Here is a 15,347-nt window from a genome sequence, read left to right as displayed (position 1 = left end):
AGGAAGCGGCTGTGACGTGGGTCACCAGATCTCCGCGAGGGGCCGGCGCGGCCCGGCGCCCGCCCACCGGCGCGTGATGCGCTCCAACTTGTCGGGGTTGACCTGGATGTTGATCGCCCCGATGCCGTCGGGGGTCGCTCCGAGGCAGATCACGCCGAGCACCTGCTCGCCGGCCGCGATCAGCACGGCGGGCCCGCCGTTGACGACGACGGCATGGAGGGCGACGCTGCCGCCGGTGACGGCCCGCTTGGCGGCGCTCGGCCGGAACAGACCGCGCAGGTACCGGGCGATGCCGAGCGCACCGACGACCGGAGTCCGGCGGGCCTGGACCTTGGCGCCGCCGTCGGCCACGCTGACCGCGTCGTCGGTGAGCAGCCGGATCAGCGGCTCGGTGTCACCGCTGAGGGCCGCGGCGAGGAACTCCTCGACGACCTTCCGCGCGGCGGCCGCGTCGATCTCGGTACGGGCCCGCTCGGTGGTGAGGTGCAGCTTGGCGCGCCGGTGGATCTGCTGGCAGTTCGACTCGGTGAGGTCGAGGATCTCCGCGATCTCGCGGTGCGCGTACCCGAACGCCTCGCGCAGCACGTACACCGCGCGCTCGTTGGGCGTCAGCCGCTCCATCAGGGTGAGCACGGCGATGGAGACCGACTCGCGCTGCTCGACGGTCTCGGCCGGACCGAGCATCAGGTCCCCGGCCAGCACCGGCTCGGGGAGCCACTGCCCCACGTAGGTCTCCCGCCTGGCCCGCGCCGAGGTGAGCTGATTGAGGCACAGGTTGGTGAGCACCTTCGTCAGCCACGCCTCGGGCGTCTGGATCAGGCTCCGGTCCGCCGCGTGCCACCGCAGGTACGTGTCCTGCACCGCGTCCTCGGCGTCACCGGCGGACCCGAGCAGCCGGTAGGCGATCGCCTCCAGACGGCCCCTGGAGCTCTCGAACAGATCGGCCTCGTACGTGCGGAGCGACATCGCGTCATGATCGTCCATCCACGCGGAGCCCGTCCACCCGCCGACCGTGCCCGGGTCAGCTGACGCCGGCCTGCTGGCAGGCGGTGGCCAGCTCGGGGGTGCAGATGTCGGCTGCCTTGTAGAGGCCGCCGCGGATGACGGTGTCGGAGACGGTCTGCTTGGTGACGACGATCGGGGTGAGCAGCATGGAGGGGATCTGGGCGTCGCCGCTCTGCGTCAGGGAGCTGGCGACGGCGGTGATGTCGAGGCCGTTGAGCAGGTAGACGGCGATGTCGGCCGCCGCGTCGGCCTCGGGCTTGTACGGCTTGTAGATGGTGAAGGCCTGGTCGCCGCTGAGCACGCGCCGGATGGCGTCGACGGAGGCGTCCTGGCCGCCGACCGGGATCTTCATCCCGTTGGCCTTGAGGGTGTCGACGATCGAGGCGGCCATGCCGTCGTTGGCGGAGTAGACGGCCTGGATGTTCTCCTTGCCGAGCGCGTGGATGGCCTCGTTCATCTTCTGCGCGGCCACCTCCGGCTTCCAGTCGCCGGACTGCTCGTAGCCGATGGCCTTGACCTTGCCGTCCAGGGAGTGGTGCGCCCCGGTCTTGAACATCGCGGCGTTGGGGTCGCTCTCGGCGCCGTTGATCATGACGACCTGGGCGTCCTGGGCCTTCGGGCCGATGGCTTCGAGCAGGGCGTGGCCCTGGAGTTCGCCGGTGCGCTGGTTGTCGAAGGAGACGTACGCGGCGACGTTCCCGGCGGCGAGCCGGTCGTAGGCGATGACCTTGGCGCCCTGGCGGGCCGCGGCGTCGACCCAGGAGGCGGTGCTCTTGGCGTTGACCGGGTCGAGCAGGATCACCTTGACGCCCTTGGCGAGCAGCGCGTCGAACTGCTCCCGCTGGGTGTGCTCCTCGCCGTTGGCGTTGGCGTAGTCGACGGTGCACTTGGTGCAGAGGCCCGCGATGGACTTCTCGATCAGCGGCTTGTCGAAGGACTCGTACCGGGTGGACGAGGCCTTCTCCGGCAGCAGCAGGCCGATGGTCTTGTTGCCGGTGGCGGAGGCGCCCGGCGTGCTGCCGCCGCCCTGTCCGCAGGCGGCCAGTGCCAGTGCCATCGCCACGGCCGTGCTGCCGACGAGGGTGCGACGCGTCATCGCGTTCATGGTGGGTGGTGCCTCCCTGACTGCGCCGCAACGTTGCGGCTGAGGGGAGGGAGTCAAGCGCCAGCACCGACTTGGCGTCAACAATTAAAGCATTCTCCCGGATACCGCTCCCAAGTCGTTACGTACTAAAAGGCTTTTCCACCCCTGAAGCCGCAAGCTGGGCTGTGACATTGACAACTCTTCAACGCAGTGGAGATGGCTCGCCCAAGGGTGGTCCGACTACGAACCAGATTTCTCGGTGCGCACCACCAGACAGACGCCGCCCACCACGATCGCGCCGCCGACCAGGATCGGCCAGGTCAGCGGCTCGGCCAGGATCAGCCAGCCGAGAAAGACCGCGACCACCGGGTTCACGTACGCGTACGTCGAGACCAGCGGCAGCGGCGCGTGCTGGAGCAGCCAGGCGTACGCGGTGAAGGCGATCAGCGAGCCGAAGACGACCAGGTACGCCAGCGCGACCCAGGAGCGGGTCGAGACGTCGGCGAGGTCCAGCGTCTGCGGCTCGCCGCGCAGGGCGGCCAGAGCGAGGCAGCCGAGGCCGCCCGCGAGCATCTCGTACGCGCTGGCGACCAGGGCGTTGCCCGGCATCGGGAGCTTCGAGGCGGAGAAGGAGCCGCCCGACCACATCACCGTCGCGCCGAGCACCAGCAGCACGCCCGACAGCCGGGTCTCGCCGCTCAGGCCCGGCACCGTCAGCACCGCGAGCCCGGCCAGCCCGACCAGCACTCCGGCGACGGTCGCGCCGGGCGTGCGCTGGCCGGTCAGCCGGCGCAGCACCACCACCCAGAGCGGCACGGCCGCGACCAGCAGCGCCGCCAGCCCGGACGGCACCGAGCGCTCGGCCAGCACCACCAGACCGTTGCCGCCGACCAGCAGCATCAGGCCGACCAGCGCGGCCGAGCCCAGCTCGCGCCGCGTCACCCGGAGCACCCCGGGCCCCTGCCGCCAGGCCAGCAGGCCGGCCAGCAGCAGGCCCGCCGTGACGAACCGGGCCGCCGCCGAGAGGAACGGCGGCATCGTCTCGACCACGACCCGGATGGCCAGGTAGGTCGAGCCCCACACCACGTACACGATGCCGAGCGCCGCCCAGGCGGCCCCGGAGGTCCGGCCCGGACCGGAGGTGATCGCGCTGACGGGCGGTCTGGAGGTGGACTGGTCCGACCCGGCTGTCATCTGTCTCTCCTGTTGTTGGTCCTGTACACAGTCTTGCAGGCCGTATGGCACCACACCGGGGCCGTCCGGCGCGACAGCGGGGACGGTCCCAGTTGGGGCGCCCACCTCCACCGGGTGCTGCCGAGCGGCTGAACCGCCGGGCCTGCGCCGCCCGGCGCGCGCCGACCCGGCGGCCGGAGGTGGTAGACCCGTCCGGTGGAGTGGTTCTCGGCACCCGACTACTGGCTCGGACGGCTGCTCTTCCAGCGGCTGACGGCGGCCGTCTACCTGCTCGGCTTCCTGGCCGCCGCCCGGCAGTTCCGCGCGCTGATCGGCGAGCACGGCATGCTGCCGGTGCCGCGCTTCCTCGCCCGCACACCGCGCCGCGCCGCCCCCTCGCTGTTCCGGCTGCACTACTCCGACCGCGCCTTCGCCGCCGTCAGCTGGACGGGCGCGGCGCTCGCCGCCGCCGTGCTGGCCGGGGCGGCCGAGCTGCTGCCGCTCGGCGCGGCGATGGCGCTCTGGGGGCTGCTCTGGCTGCTCTACCTCTCGATCGTCAACGTCGGCCAGACCTGGTACTCCTTCGGCTGGGAGTCGCTGCTGCTGGAGGCGGGCGTGCTGGCCGCCCTGCTCGGCAACGGGCGGGTCGGGCCGCCGGTGCTGGTGCTCTGGCTGGTGCGCTGGCTGCACTTCCGGGTCGAGTTCGGCGCCGGGATGATCAAGCTGCGCGGTGACAGCTGCTGGCGCCGCCTCACCTGCACCCGCTACCACCACGAGACCCAGCCGATGCCCGGCCCGCTCAGCTGGTTCTTCCACCACCTTCCGGCCCCGCTGCACCGGGTCGAGGTGGCGGCCAACCACGTCGTACAACTGCTCGTCCCGTTCGGCCTGTTCCTGCCGCAGCCCGCCGCGAGCGTGGCCGCCGCCGCGATGGTCGCCACCCAGCTCTGGCTGGTCCTCTCGGGCAACTTCGCCTGGCTCAACTGGCTCACCATCGCGCTCGGCCTCTCCGTCGTCTCGGCCGACGCGGCCGGCACCGTCCTGCCGCTCCCGGCCGCGCCCGCCCGCCACCCCGCCCCGCTCTGGTACGAGGTGACGGTGTGTGCGTTCACCGCCCTGATCGCCGTCCTCAGCTACTGGCCGGCCCGCAACCTGCTCTCCCGCCGCCAGCAGATGAACCGTTCGTTCAACCGCCTGCACCTGGTCAACGCGTACGGCGCATTCGGCTCGGTCAGCCGCGTCCGGCTCGAAGTGGTGGTCGAGGGCAGCGCGGCGTCGGTGCTCTCCGAACACACCGTCTGGCGGGAGTACGGCTTCCGGGGCAAACCCGGAGACCTGTGCCGGATGCCCCGGCAGTACGCCCCCTACCACCTCCGCCTCGACTGGCTGATGTGGTTCGCCGGGATCTCCCCTTCGTACGCCCGGCCCTGGTTCACCGCCTTCGCCGCCCGGCTGCTCGTCAACGACCCGCCGACGCTTCGGCTGTTGAAGCACAACCCCTTCCCGTACGTGCCGCCCGTGCACGTCCGCGCGCGGGTCTACCGCTACCGGTTCACCAGCCCGCGCGTGTTGCGCGAGACCGGCGCGTGGTGGGAGCGCACGCTGGTCCGGGAGTTCCTCGCGCCCGTCACACTCCACCAGCTCGGCCGTCTGCTCGACTCCAGTACGTACCCGGAGGGTCCTTGAACCGAGCCACGGCAGGCCGCAGCGGACAGGTTGCGTGCACCCCTCGAACGCCCACCCGTATCCTGGGCGCGGCCCGCAGCCTTCCCGCCCGCGCCGCCCCAGTAGCCAGTCAAGCCCCTGCCACCCTGCCTGCCTCTCCTGCCACGAAGCGGACTTCACCATGACAGTGAGCTACCTGAACGACACCGACCCCGAGGCAGTCGACCCGGCGGACGGCCCCCGCGAAGCCCTCGGCCGTTTCGCCGAACTCGGCGGCTTCACCCTCACCGTCGAGACCAACCCCTGGTACGCCGCCGCCGAGGCCGTCACCGGCCCCGAGGACGCCCGCTCCGCCTCGACGCTGCTCGCCGAGCTCCGCAGCCTCGACGTCGCCGCGACCCGAGCCGCCGTCACCGCCTTGGCCCCCGAGGGCTCCCTCGGCGATCTCGACACGCTCGTCGCCCTCGGCCTCGTCACCGGCGTGCTCCAGCGCATCCACGGCACCGCCGCGCGCCTGCACCCCGATGCGTACGACGCCGACCTCGACGCGCTCGTCGCCGCCACCGCGGGAAGCCGCTGGCGCAAGGAGCAGGGCGTCAAGCTCTCCTGGCTCCAGCGCCGCGCGCTCCGCGGCCTGGCCAAGCGCCTCACCGTCGGAAAGCGCGGCCGCCGGGCCGACGTGCACGAGGCACTCTCCGCCGCCGTCGCCGAACGCGCCGACTGGACCGCCCTGGCGGGCGCCACCCGCCCGGCCGTCCCCACCGACGCCACCCGCCTCGCCGAGGCCGCCCAGGCCGTCGACGCCCTCGCCCAGGCCGCCCGCGCGCTCGGCCGCCTCCTCCCCGGCCACGACCTGGAGGCCACCCCGCTCGCCGACCTCGCCGACCTCATCGACCGCCTCGCGGCCGACGAGGGCACCCTCTACCGCCTCCCCACCCTCCGCGAACTCCGCGCCACCCTCGCCGGTCACGGACTCGACCCCCTCGTTGCGGAGCTGACTGGCCGTCAGGCCGACCGTGAGACTGCGCTCGCCGCGTACGACCGCGAGTTCGCCCCGGCGGCGGAAGCCCCGGCCCCGGCCCCGGCCGCCGTGCCGGCCCAGGCGGCCAGCCCGGAGGCTGTGCCGGAAGCTGCGCCGGAGCCCGTCGAGGAGGTCGCTGCGGAGGTCGTTGCGGAGCCCGTCGCGGACGCGATCCCCGAGCCCGAGCCCGTCGCTGTCGTGGAGCCGGAGCCGGAGCCGGAGCCGGAGCCGGAACTCGTCGTCGAGCCCGAGATCGTCGTCGTGCCCGAGGCTGTCGTCGAGCCCGTCGCAGTAGCAGTCGCCGCTGTCGAGCCCGAGGCTGAGCCCGAGCCCGAGCTGGTTGCTGTGGTGGCCGACGCTCCTGCGGCCGCCGAGCGGCCCAAGCGCGTACGCCGCCCCAAGAAGCCCGAGATCATCCCGGGCCGCGCGGTCACCGCGTACAGCGCCGCCGAGCTGGCCGCCCTGGTCCGCTGGATCGACACCGACGGAGACACCCGCACCGAGGACGAACTCCTCCGCGCGGCCATGAAGGAGCTCGGCTTCGCCCGCCTGGGCCCCCGCATCAAGGAGGCCCTCAGCGCCGCCATCGCCGACGCCCGCAGCTGACCCCGTCGGGTCCACCCTGCACCACGAGCCGCCCCGCCTCCCTCCCGGAGGCGGGGCGGCTCCGTCGTTTTCCTGACCGCTCCTCAGAACTAGAATAGTTTTCTAGAAAAATGCTTCACGGCGACTGCGTGGCGAACCATACTGGGCGGGAGGGCCCGAGGGTCACGACGTGTCACCATGGAGTTCACCGATGCCGACAGAAGTCACACTCACCCTGACCCCGGCGGAGGCTGCCTCCGGTGTCACCAAGGTCGTCAGCCTGCCGTCGGGCTCGCGGACCGTCCGGTTGCCCCCGGTGCGCGACGCCGACGTGATCCGGGTGGCCACCGAAGAGGGCGAGGTACTGCTCCGCATCCGTGTGTACTCCGGACCGCCCCGGCCGAGCCGGCTCGGCGGCCTCGGCCGGCCGCTCCTCGGCCTGGGCGTCATCGGGTTGAGCATCTTCATCGGTGTGGCACTGTCCGACCACGACAGCTCCTCCTCGTCGGACGCGTATGTGCCTCCCGCCCACACCTACACGACTCCGGCCGCCGCTTACACGCCCCCAGCCCCCGCCTACACGGCACCGACGCCCGCGTATTCGCCCTCTGCCTATACGCCCCCCGCCCAGGCCTACTCGCCTCCCGCATACAGTCCTGCGCCATCGACCGCCAAGCCCCACCTCACCGGCACCTGCCTCAACGGCACCCTCGTGGACTCGACCACCGCGCAGCGGGTGAACGACGTCAGCGAGGTCGCGTGCTCCGCCCCCGACGCCCACTACCAGGTGATCCGGGCCTTCCCTGCAACAGCCGACATGAGCAGGTGCGCAAGCGTTTCCGGCACCCAGTACTCCTTCTCCTCGAAGGAGCTCTTGAACGGCGCGGTCATCTGGTCCTACGTGTACTGCCTGGTCGGTCTCGGTTCCTACGCGCGCTGAGAAGGTGCCCCTGTGAGCTGGTTTCGTCGGAAGCGCCGGCCCCGGTCGCAACCTGGGGAGTGCTCCTTCTGCGGACGATGGACGGACCGTCTGAGCCAGGCCGGCGCATCGTGGAGATGTGACTCGTGCCTGCGCCGCCTGTTCGCCGACGATCGCGAGCCCGATCCCGAGCCGCACCCGAACTGCCCGCTCGGCAAGGTCGGCTGCACGGGCTACCACCGCGACGACGAGCTCTTCGGACTGTGAGCCGTCGCCGTCCCGGGTTGCGCCGGGCGGGTGAGACGGGGTGGCGGGAGGTCGGAAACGGGGTCGGCGAGCCTAGCATCAGGACGTGTACGTCCAATCCTGATGGAGGAAAGATGAGCTCACGGCAGACGGTTCAGATCGCTTCGGCATGCGTGAACGGCGCGCAGCAGAGCCCGCTGGTGACAGCGGTTCAGTCGGGGTCGAGCTTCGAGGTGAAGGGGTATCTCTCCAGCCCGAAGCTCATGCAGAGTTGGACCATGGCGGTGGTCGACTCCGACAGTGCGACCAAGATGGTCCGCTCCATGAGCTTCTCGATGGCGATCGGCGGCAAGCAGCTGGGGCTCGCCCGTGGCAGCGTCGGTGCGCCCGTTCTCCTGAAGTCCTACGACCCGGCCGACTCGAGCCAGCAGTGGTCCACCGTCTTCGGCAGGCGGAGCGGACAGATCAGCCTCGGACTACCTGGCGACCGCCCGACCTGCCTCGATCTCTTCCAGTCGAACACCAGCGACGGGACGCCGCTCAAGCTCTACGACATGAACTGGCCCAGCACGGCGAACCAGGGCTGGAACCTGCGGTTGGTGGAGGACCTGCCCGGCTCCCAGCTGCCGCAGCAGTACGTGATCGTCGACACCGTCATGCGGCTGGCCCAGGACAACCCGCTGGTGCGGGCGAACCTCCTCGCGAACCCCGCGCAGCTGCTCGCCGACGCGGGCTATCCACTCCAGATCGAGCAGCAGCGGTCCTTCAACCGCTTCTTCCGTGAGCGGGAAGGGCTGGTGGCGGCCCTCACCGACGGCGCGTCACCGGAGGCCGTGGCCGGTTGGCAGTGCCGGATCTGCGAGATCGGTGCGTGGACCTTCATGTTCATCCTGGTGAGCATGGGCGCGGCAGCGCTCGCGTTCCTCACCCCGGAGGCGGCTGTCGTCGTCGCGCTCGCGACGTACGCCGGGGTCACGGCCGTACGTGCGCTGGCCTTCATCCAAGTTGTCGTCGCTGTCGGCGAGTTCACCATCGACTCCGTGCTCTCCAAGCTCTGCAGCTGGATGGGCGTCTGCCCGTAGCGCACTCTCCGGGCTCGCTCCGCCGTGGCGTGTGGCACGATGCCGGGATGATCTCCAGCTGGCGCATACCCGCCGTCGTTCCCGCAGGTCGGATGGCGCGGGGCGGGCAGCCGGTGCTCGGCCTTGCCGGCGGCCTGGAGCTGCGGCCCTGGCGCACCGATGACGTCGATGCGCTGGTGGAGGCCGGTCAGGACCCGGCGATCCGGCAGTGGAATCTCCTGGTCGTGGAGACGTCGGAGGAGGCCCGCGCCAGGATCGAGCGCATGCATCGGCGGTGGCAGGACGAGCGCGGGGCGATCTGGGCCGTCGCCCGGCCGGACGGCGGCCGGGCCGTCGGGCTCGTCGGGTTGAACGACATCGATCTCGAAGGCGGCAGCGCCGAAGTCGTCTACTGGCTGCTGCCGTCGGCGCGTGGCGGCGGCGTCGTGGTCGAGGCCACGAAGCGCGTCAGCCGGTGGGCGCTGGACGAACTCGGTCTGCACCGGCTGCGGTTGTGCCACTCGGTGCTCAACCCCGCCTCCTGCCGGGTGGCGGCCAGGGCCGGATACACCGCCGAGGGCACCATGCGCAGCGCGCTGCTGCACGCGGACGGCTGGCACGACCAGCACCTGCACGCCCTCGTCCAGGGCGACGCCTGAACCCCCAGCCTGAGCCTCCGGCCGCTACGCCTGGCTCGGCCAGTGCTGCAGGGTGAGGTGGAGGGCGGCGACGGTCTGCTCCCAGGAGGCCTGGACCGGGCGGGAGTGGGCGAAGCCGTTGGCGGCTTCGAGCGTGACGAAGCCGTGGAAGGTGCTGCGCATCATCCGGGCGGCGTCGGTGAGATCGGGCTCGGCGAGGCCGTAGGCGCGCAGGACGGCATAACAGACCTCGGCGGCCCGTAGGTGGCTGCTGAGGTCCAGGTCGGTGGCGGCGAGGTCGATCCGGACCTGGCCTGCGGCGTAGCGGCCGGGGTGGGCGAGGGCGTAGTCGCGGTAGGCGTCGGCGAAGGCGGTCAGGGCGTCCCGGCCGGAGCGTCCGGCGACGGCCAGGGTGATGCGTTCGGTGGACTCGGTGGCGGCCAGGACGGCGATCCGCGTCCGCAGGTCCTGGAGGTTCCGGATGTGCGAGTAGAGGCTGGCGTCCTTGACGCCGAAGCCGCGCGCGACTGCGGAGACCGTCACGTTGTCGAAGCCGATGGTGTCGGCGAGTTCGGCGGCGGCCAGGACCACCCGCTCGGTTGTCAGACCTGCACGAGCCACGGGTGTGCCTCCTAGGAACCTAGAGCAATTAATGTTTTGCCTAATATACCTAGGCAGGTTAGCGTCGACCACATGAAGCCACTGACCGAGACAGACATCCGGGCGTCGTTCGTCAACTGCTCGAAGGGGGAGGCCCAGCGCCTCGCCGTACCGCGTGACCTGGCCGAGCTCCCCTGGCCGGATCTGGACTTCGTGGGTTGGCGCGACCCGGGCGCGCCCGACCGCAGTTACCTGGTCGCCGAGCGCGACGGCCGCCTGGTGGGCGTGACGCTGCGCTCCGCCAGCCAGAGCCGGGGGTTCCTGCACCGCAGCATGTGCAGTCTCTGCCTGACCACCCACCCCGGCAGCGGGGTCTCGCTGCTGGCCGCCCGCAAGGCCGGCCAGGCCGGTCGGGACGGCAACACCGTCGGCCTGCACATGTGCACCGACCTGGCCTGTTCGCTCTACGTGCGCGGCCTCAAGTCGCCCCAGGCGGGCAACCGGCTGGAGGAGTCGCTCAGCCTGGAGGAGCAGATCGAGCGCACCCGGGAGAAGCTGTTCGGCTTCCTCGACAAGCTCTACGTCTGAGCGGGGTCGGCGGCCGCCGGTCGCAGCCCCAGGTAGCTCCAGCTCACCCCGGGCCGGTCGTGCGGGTCCGCCCGCTCGCTGAGGTGCAGCAGGTCGAGCCCGTGGTCACGGGCCAGTCGCACGGTCTCGTCCGCCGAGACGTCGAACATCCGACGCCCGGCCGGGACGGGGCCGTGCCGCAGCGAGAGGACCAACCGGCCGCCGGGGGCGAGCAGTTCGCGCAGCGCTGCCATCGCCGAGCCGCGCTGCTCCGCGTCCAGGTGCATCCAGACCGCCGTCAGCAGGATCAGGTCGAAGGACCGGCCCGCCTCGCGGAGCGTCCGCAGCCCGGGGAGCGAGTCGTCGACCCATTCGACCGCCTGGTCGGCGTGGATCTGCCGGGCCAGGGCGCGGAGTTCGCCGGTCGGCTCGACGGCGACGACCTGGTGCCCGAGTCGGGCCAGCGCGGCGGCGTCCCGTCCGCTGCCCGCGCCGACATCCAGCACTGCTGAGGGTCGGGTGGGGAACAGGTGCAGCACGTCGCGGTGCACCTCGGCGAGGGTGACGCTCTCGTACTGCTCCGCGAGTGCGTCGGCGGCCTCGGCGTAACCGGCTGTGCTGGCAAGTGTGTTCGGATCGATCATCCGGACAGCCTAGTGCCGCGCCCGGCAGCTCTACTCGCCGATGTCCTCGGACCACAATTCCGGCTGCCGGTCGATGAATTCGGCCATCATCGTGGCGCACTCCGGGTCGTCCAGCACCGTCACCTGCACGCCGTGCTCGGCCAGCCAGTCGTGGCCGCCGACGAACGTCCGGGCCTCGCCCACGACCAACCTGCCGATCCCGAACTGCCGTACCAGGCCCGAGCAGTACCAGCACGGCGAGAGCGTCGTCACCATCGTCGTCCGCCCGTACCCGCGCAGCCGCCCGGCTGCCCGGAAGGCAGCGGTCTCCGCGTGCAGCGACGGATCGCCGTCCTGCACCCGCCGGTTGTGCCCGCGCCCGAGCACCTCGCCGTCCGGCCCGAAGAGCGCCGCACCGATCGGGATGCCGCCCTCCGCCAGCCCGGCTCGGGCCTCCTGGACCGCCACCGCGAGCATCCGCTCAGCCACCGAACGCTCCATCGGAACTCCTCCCACCGACCCGACCGGACCTGCCCCGCCGACCTTTCGGAAGGTACCCCACTCAGGCGGCCCGGACAGCGGCCTGCCGCCGGGTCGTCAGCTGGTGGACGAGTAGGGCGGCGGCCGCGCCGACGACGTAGCAGAGCAGGTCGGCCGGGTTGAAGGTGGTGCCGAGGACGAGCCGGGCGGCGGTGCTGTGCGCGGAGAGCTCGGCGGGTACGGGGCTGAGCTGGGCGAACTCGACGGCCCAGCTCAGCCCGAGGGCGACGGCGGCGGCCGTGCGGGGCCGCACCCGGGGTACGGCGAGCACGACCAGGGTGTGGAGCAGCACGGTGTAGAGGGCGTCCCCGGCGTACTTGGTGAAGTCGCCCCCGGCCGCCGCCCGGAGGGTGAGGGCGGTGGCGATGGTGAGGGCACCGGCGCCCGCTGCGGCGAGCCGTCGGCGGCCCAGGGCGGCTGTTCCTTGGTCGTCCATGATCGTCACCCTAAGACCGACCGGCGAACGGAAAACGCCCGGCCGCCCGTGACGTGGGTGTCACGGGCGGCCGGGGCGGTTGCTGCTACAGCGGTCAGACGTTGACCGAGTGAGCGCGGAGGTACGCGATCGGGTCGATGTCCGAGCCGTAGTTCGGGGTGGTGCGGATCTCGAAGTGCAGGTGCGGGCCGGTCACGTTGCCGGTCGCGCCGGAGAGGCCGATCTGCTGCCCGGCGGTCACCGACTGCCCGGCGGACACGCCGATCGAGGACAGGTGCGCGTACTGGGCGTACTTGCCGTCGGCGAGCTTGATGATGATCTGGTTGCCGTACGCGCCGCCGTTCCCGGCGGAGACGACGGTGCCGTTGCCGACGGCCCGGAGGCTGGTGCCGACGGAGGCGGCGAAGTCGACGCCGGTGTGGTGGCCGCTGGCCCACATGGTGCCGGGCACGCCGTACGCCTCGTTGATGTGCGGGTTGGCCACCGGGGCGGTGAAGCCCGAGGTGCTGGCGACGGCGGCCGGGGCGGGGGCGGCCTTGGCGGCGGTCTGGGTGCTCGCCTTGGTGCTGTACGAGACCGTGGTGGTGGCGGGCTTGGCCGGCTTCGCGGGCTTGGCGGCCTGCGGCGCGGCGGCGGGGGCCGGGGTGGCGGGCTTGGCAGGGGCCGGGGCGGCGGCCGGGGTGGCCTTGGCGCCGACGGTGAGCTGCTGGCCGGCGAAGATCAGGTTCGGGTTGCCGCCGACGACGGTGCGGTTGTCGTCGTAGAGCTTGTGCCAGCCGCCGTCCACGTGCTGGGCGTCGGCGATCTTCGACAGGCTGTCGCCGCCGACCACCTTGTACGTGGCCGGAGCCGCAGTGGCGGGCGCAGCGGCCGGAGCGGCGGCGGCGGGTGCGGCCGCCGGGGTGGCGGCGTGCGTCGGCACCGTGACGGCGTCGGCGCTGGTGCGGAAGGAGTGCGGGGCGGCCGGGGCCTGGTCCGCGTGGGCGGAGGCGGCGCCGATCAGGGGGAGGGCGAGCGCCGAGGCGGCGAGCGCCGTGGTGATGCCGATACGGGTCAGACGAGTACGGCCGTGGTTGCCCAGTGCGGACATGGGTCAGTTCCTCTCCGACGCCGGCGAGGTGAGCTGTCGGGTTCGGGCTGGAGTTGCCCGGCCGCAAGCGCGGCTTCACCCCAAGCCGGCCGGACAGTGTCCGGTCGGCAACTTACCTGGGTCCCCCGCTCCTGCCGTTACAGAGCTCAGTGGTGTCCGACGGGTGCCGGCAGGACTAGGCGTTGCACCCGTTGGGCCTGCTCGGTCAGTGGCCGGGCAGTCGCTGAAGCAAAACTCATTGCCCGTCGGGAAGCAAGGTTGGTGGTCGAACAAGGGCCCAAAGGCCGGGAATTCGATGACGCTGCGAACAGGGGATCAAGCCGTGCGTGTGCGCACCGACCGCGCACGGTGACCACTGCTCGCCGAGCGGTGAGTTCGGCGCCAGGCCGCGCCCGTGTGGTCACGGAGCGCAGCCGTCAGGCGTCCGCGCGGTGACCCTGCTCACTCTTGTTGCGCATGCGTCAATTCAGGAGAGGTCGAAGCCCGTGAGGAAGGCGGCGAGTGCGGCCTCGTCGCCGAAGGTCTCCAGCTGCCCGGGGGAGCGGCGCTGCCAGAGCAGAAGGAGCAGGTCGGAGGCGGTGCCCCGGACGGCTGCCGCGCCCTTGCCGTGCTCGTGGGTGACGGCCCAGGCGCCGTCCACCGCGCGGACGGACCACTCGCCGGGGCCGTCGGTGGCGTGCAGGTGGAACCCGGCCGCGGGGAGTCCGGTGGGCAGCTCGTCGGCGGTGAAGTACGCGAAGAACTCGTCCACGCCGTCCCGGGCGAGCGCCTGCTCGACCGGTTCGTCCCGGCCGGCGGCGGCGAGCGCGTCCCAGCAGTGGACGGCCGTCTCCTGGGCCATCCGCCGCTGGATGAAGCCGACGTCCTTCCTGCTAGCCCAGGTCCAGCGCGGCAACGCGGGGTCGAGCACCTCCAGCGCCGCGGCGCAGGTCTCGACACCCTCGGCGAACCACTCGACGAGCTCGGCGTCGTCCGGGAGCGGCGCATGCTCGAACGTCGACGGGTCGGCGAGCGCCTGCTCGGCCATGGCCGTCCAGAAGCGGTGCACCCGGCCGGTGTGCCGCAGCAGCTCGGCGACCGTCCAGTCGGGGCAGCTGGGCACCTGAAGGTCGAGCCGGCCGGCGGCGGCCTCGGCCATCCGCGCGCCGTCGCGGCGCAGGGCGTGCATGTACTCGGTCTGATCCATGGTCAGTGACGGTAGCCGCCGCCGGGCAGGGGGACCATCGGTATCCCCGGCGGCGCCGTCGTAGGCTGCCGGGTATGCGAGATTTCGGGACGGGGATCAGCTGCCTGCTCAAGGGGCAACGCTGGGTGGCACGGCACGGCCGGTGGTGGGGCTTCGGGATGATCCCGGCGCTGATCACGATGGTCGGGTACGTCGCGGCGCTCGCCGCGCTGGCCGTGTGGTCCGGTGACCTGGCCGACTGGGCGACGCCGTTCGCCGACGGCTGGGGCTCCCCCTGGCAGGGGCTGCTGCGCGGGGTGCTGACGGCGGCGCTGATCGGTGGCGGGGCGCTGCTGGCGGCCGTCACCTTCACGGCGGTGACGCTGCTGGTCGGCCAGCCGTTCTACGAGTCGCTCTGCGCGAAGGTGGACGAGACCGAGGGTGGGGCTCCGGCCGCCCCCGAGGTGCCGCTCTGGCGTGAGCTGCTGGTCTCGGCCAGGGACAGCATGTCCGTGCTGGTGCGGGTGGTGGGCTTCGGGCTGGTGCTGTTCGCCTGTGGCTTCATCCCGGTGCTCGGGCAGACCGTGGTACCTGTGGTCGGGGTAGGCATTTCGGGGTATTTTCTGGCGGTCGAGCTGACGGCGGTCGGTCTCCAGCGGCGCGGTTTCGCCCAGCGTGAGCGGCTGCGGATGCTGCGCGGTCGGCTCGGGCTGACGCTCGGTTTCGGGGCGCCGCTCGTCCTGCTCTTCCTGGTGCCGATGGTGACGGTGCTGCTGATGCCGGGCGCGGTGGCCGGGGCGACGCTGCTGGCGCGCGAGCTGGCGCCCGTACCGACCGAGGGCCCCGAACTCGATGCGGAGGTAGGGGTCGAGGATGAGGATGAGGCGCGGATTTCTAGGTAAATAGTACCAAGCAGGGCAATTTGACAC

General features: G+C 71.9%; 16 protein-coding genes and 1 riboswitch. Of the genes, 7 read left to right on the top strand and 9 right to left on the bottom strand.

The window, feature by feature from the left end:
* Positions 1-21 precede the first annotated feature (21 nt).
* From ACR68M_RS05755 to ACR68M_RS05745, 3 genes are all read right to left on the bottom strand, one after another.
* Positions 22-966 carry an RNA polymerase sigma-70 factor gene (locus ACR68M_RS05755; protein WP_441249328.1) on the bottom strand — a complete coding sequence of 315 codons (945 nt, stop codon included), beginning with the start codon at positions 964-966 and terminating at the stop codon, positions 22-24.
* Between the two features lie 55 nt (positions 967-1,021).
* The gene (locus ACR68M_RS05750; RefSeq protein WP_441249327.1) at positions 1,022-2,110 is read right to left on the bottom strand and encodes a sugar ABC transporter substrate-binding protein; all 1,089 of its coding nucleotides are present in this window, start codon (positions 2,108-2,110) and stop codon (positions 1,022-1,024) included.
* A gap of 219 nt (positions 2,111-2,329) precedes the next feature.
* Complete coding sequence (locus tag ACR68M_RS05745) at positions 2,330-3,283, bottom strand: EamA family transporter (protein WP_441249326.1); 954 nt, start codon at positions 3,281-3,283, stop codon at positions 2,330-2,332.
* Positions 3,284-3,478: 195 nt separating this feature from the next.
* Between ACR68M_RS05745 and ACR68M_RS05740 the strand changes: the two genes are divergently transcribed.
* The 5 genes from ACR68M_RS05740 (at position 3,479) to ACR68M_RS05720 (ending at position 9,418) form a co-directional block, all read left to right on the top strand.
* Positions 3,479-4,948, top strand: coding sequence for a lipase maturation factor family protein (locus tag ACR68M_RS05740; protein ID WP_441249325.1), 1,470 nt, complete (start codon positions 3,479-3,481; stop codon positions 4,946-4,948).
* A gap of 160 nt (positions 4,949-5,108) precedes the next feature.
* The gene (locus ACR68M_RS05735; protein ID WP_441249324.1) at positions 5,109-6,554 is read left to right on the top strand and encodes a hypothetical protein; all 1,446 of its coding nucleotides are present in this window, start codon (positions 5,109-5,111) and stop codon (positions 6,552-6,554) included.
* Positions 6,555-6,744: 190 nt separating this feature from the next.
* Positions 6,745-7,473 carry an LppU/SCO3897 family protein gene (locus tag ACR68M_RS05730; RefSeq protein ID WP_441249323.1) on the top strand — a complete coding sequence of 243 codons (729 nt, stop codon included), beginning with the start codon at positions 6,745-6,747 and terminating at the stop codon, positions 7,471-7,473.
* Positions 7,474-8,021: 548 nt separating this feature from the next.
* Positions 8,022-8,780, top strand: coding sequence for an RICIN domain-containing protein (locus tag ACR68M_RS05725; RefSeq protein ID WP_441249322.1), 759 nt, complete (start codon positions 8,022-8,024; stop codon positions 8,778-8,780).
* 47 nt (positions 8,781-8,827) lie between these two features.
* Entirely contained in the window at positions 8,828-9,418 is a 591-nt protein-coding gene (locus ACR68M_RS05720; RefSeq protein WP_441249321.1) for a GNAT family N-acetyltransferase, read from the top strand.
* A gap of 24 nt (positions 9,419-9,442) precedes the next feature.
* On the opposite strand, the gene ACR68M_RS05715 is transcribed toward ACR68M_RS05720, so the two are convergent.
* Positions 9,443-10,018 carry a TetR/AcrR family transcriptional regulator gene (locus tag ACR68M_RS05715; protein WP_441249320.1) on the bottom strand — a complete coding sequence of 192 codons (576 nt, stop codon included), beginning with the start codon at positions 10,016-10,018 and terminating at the stop codon, positions 9,443-9,445.
* Positions 10,019-10,090: 72 nt separating this feature from the next.
* Here ACR68M_RS05715 and ACR68M_RS05710 point away from each other — a divergent pair, with 72 nt between their 5' ends.
* Positions 10,091-10,585 carry an FBP domain-containing protein gene (locus ACR68M_RS05710; protein WP_441249319.1) on the top strand — a complete coding sequence of 165 codons (495 nt, stop codon included), beginning with the start codon at positions 10,091-10,093 and terminating at the stop codon, positions 10,583-10,585.
* On the opposite strand, the gene ACR68M_RS05705 is transcribed toward ACR68M_RS05710, so the two are convergent.
* The 5 genes from ACR68M_RS05705 to ACR68M_RS05685 form a co-directional block, all read right to left on the bottom strand.
* The gene (locus ACR68M_RS05705; RefSeq protein ID WP_441249318.1) at positions 10,576-11,208 is read right to left on the bottom strand and encodes a class I SAM-dependent methyltransferase; all 633 of its coding nucleotides are present in this window, start codon (positions 11,206-11,208) and stop codon (positions 10,576-10,578) included. The two genes, ACR68M_RS05710 and ACR68M_RS05705, sit on opposite strands and share 10 nt — an antisense overlap.
* Before the next feature lie 30 nt (positions 11,209-11,238).
* A complete protein-coding gene (locus tag ACR68M_RS05700) occupies positions 11,239-11,688 on the bottom strand; it encodes a nucleoside deaminase (protein ID WP_441249317.1) in 450 nt (149 codons plus the stop codon).
* A 61-nt stretch (positions 11,689-11,749) separates the two neighbouring features.
* Positions 11,750-12,163 (bottom strand): DUF2809 domain-containing protein, encoded by a 414-nt coding sequence (locus ACR68M_RS05695; RefSeq protein WP_441249316.1) that lies wholly within the window; start codon positions 12,161-12,163, stop codon positions 11,750-11,752.
* A gap of 94 nt (positions 12,164-12,257) precedes the next feature.
* Positions 12,258-13,253 (bottom strand): M23 family metallopeptidase, encoded by a 996-nt coding sequence (locus ACR68M_RS05690; RefSeq protein ID WP_441249315.1) that lies wholly within the window; start codon positions 13,251-13,253, stop codon positions 12,258-12,260.
* Positions 13,254-13,256: 3 nt separating this feature from the next.
* Positions 13,257-13,415, bottom strand: a riboswitch (cyclic di-AMP (ydaO/yuaA leader).
* Positions 13,416-13,719: 304 nt separating this feature from the next.
* On the bottom strand, positions 13,720-14,439 hold the full coding sequence (locus tag ACR68M_RS05685) for a maleylpyruvate isomerase family mycothiol-dependent enzyme (protein WP_441249314.1): 720 nt from the start codon (positions 14,437-14,439) through the stop codon (positions 13,720-13,722).
* A gap of 74 nt (positions 14,440-14,513) precedes the next feature.
* Here ACR68M_RS05685 and ACR68M_RS05680 point away from each other — a divergent pair, with 74 nt between their 5' ends.
* On the top strand, positions 14,514-15,320 hold the full coding sequence (locus ACR68M_RS05680; RefSeq protein ID WP_441249313.1) for an EI24 domain-containing protein: 807 nt from the start codon (positions 14,514-14,516) through the stop codon (positions 15,318-15,320).
* The last annotated feature ends 27 nt before the right edge of the window (positions 15,321-15,347 follow it).

Source organism: Kitasatospora sp. McL0602 (assembly GCF_052076145.1).
Lineage (GTDB): Bacteria > Actinomycetota > Actinomycetes > Streptomycetales > Streptomycetaceae > Kitasatospora.
The sequence above is the reverse complement of the archived record's forward strand: the minus strand, read 5'-3'. Positions and strand labels throughout refer to the sequence as shown.

Bases quoted from the DNA above. Each gene is read 5' to 3' on its own strand.
- ACR68M_RS05685 (WP_441249314.1), bottom strand. From the start codon at position 14,439: ATGGATCAGACCGAGTACATGCACGCCCTGCGCCGCGACGGCGCGCGG.
- ACR68M_RS05705 (WP_441249318.1), bottom strand. From the start codon at position 11,208: ATGATCGATCCGAACACACTTGCCAGCACAGCCGGTTACGCCGAGGCC.
- ACR68M_RS05745 (WP_441249326.1), bottom strand. From the start codon at position 3,283: ATGACAGCCGGGTCGGACCAGTCCACCTCCAGACCGCCCGTCAGCGCG.
- ACR68M_RS05695 (WP_441249316.1), bottom strand. From the start codon at position 12,163: ATGGACGACCAAGGAACAGCCGCCCTGGGCCGCCGACGGCTCGCCGCA.
- ACR68M_RS05730 (WP_441249323.1), top strand. From the start codon at position 6,745: ATGCCGACAGAAGTCACACTCACCCTGACCCCGGCGGAGGCTGCCTCC.
- ACR68M_RS05725 (WP_441249322.1), top strand. From the start codon at position 8,022: ATGAGCTTCTCGATGGCGATCGGCGGCAAGCAGCTGGGGCTCGCCCGT.
- ACR68M_RS05720 (WP_441249321.1), top strand. From the start codon at position 8,828: ATGATCTCCAGCTGGCGCATACCCGCCGTCGTTCCCGCAGGTCGGATG.
- ACR68M_RS05690 (WP_441249315.1), bottom strand. From the start codon at position 13,253: ATGTCCGCACTGGGCAACCACGGCCGTACTCGTCTGACCCGTATCGGC.
- ACR68M_RS05735 (WP_441249324.1), top strand. From the start codon at position 5,109: ATGACAGTGAGCTACCTGAACGACACCGACCCCGAGGCAGTCGACCCG.
- ACR68M_RS05750 (WP_441249327.1), bottom strand. From the start codon at position 2,110: ATGAACGCGATGACGCGTCGCACCCTCGTCGGCAGCACGGCCGTGGCG.
- ACR68M_RS05700 (WP_441249317.1), bottom strand. From the start codon at position 11,688: ATGGAGCGTTCGGTGGCTGAGCGGATGCTCGCGGTGGCGGTCCAGGAG.
- ACR68M_RS05755 (WP_441249328.1), bottom strand. From the start codon at position 966: ATGTCGCTCCGCACGTACGAGGCCGATCTGTTCGAGAGCTCCAGGGGC.
- ACR68M_RS05680 (WP_441249313.1), top strand. From the start codon at position 14,514: ATGCGAGATTTCGGGACGGGGATCAGCTGCCTGCTCAAGGGGCAACGC.
- ACR68M_RS05710 (WP_441249319.1), top strand. From the start codon at position 10,091: ATGAAGCCACTGACCGAGACAGACATCCGGGCGTCGTTCGTCAACTGC.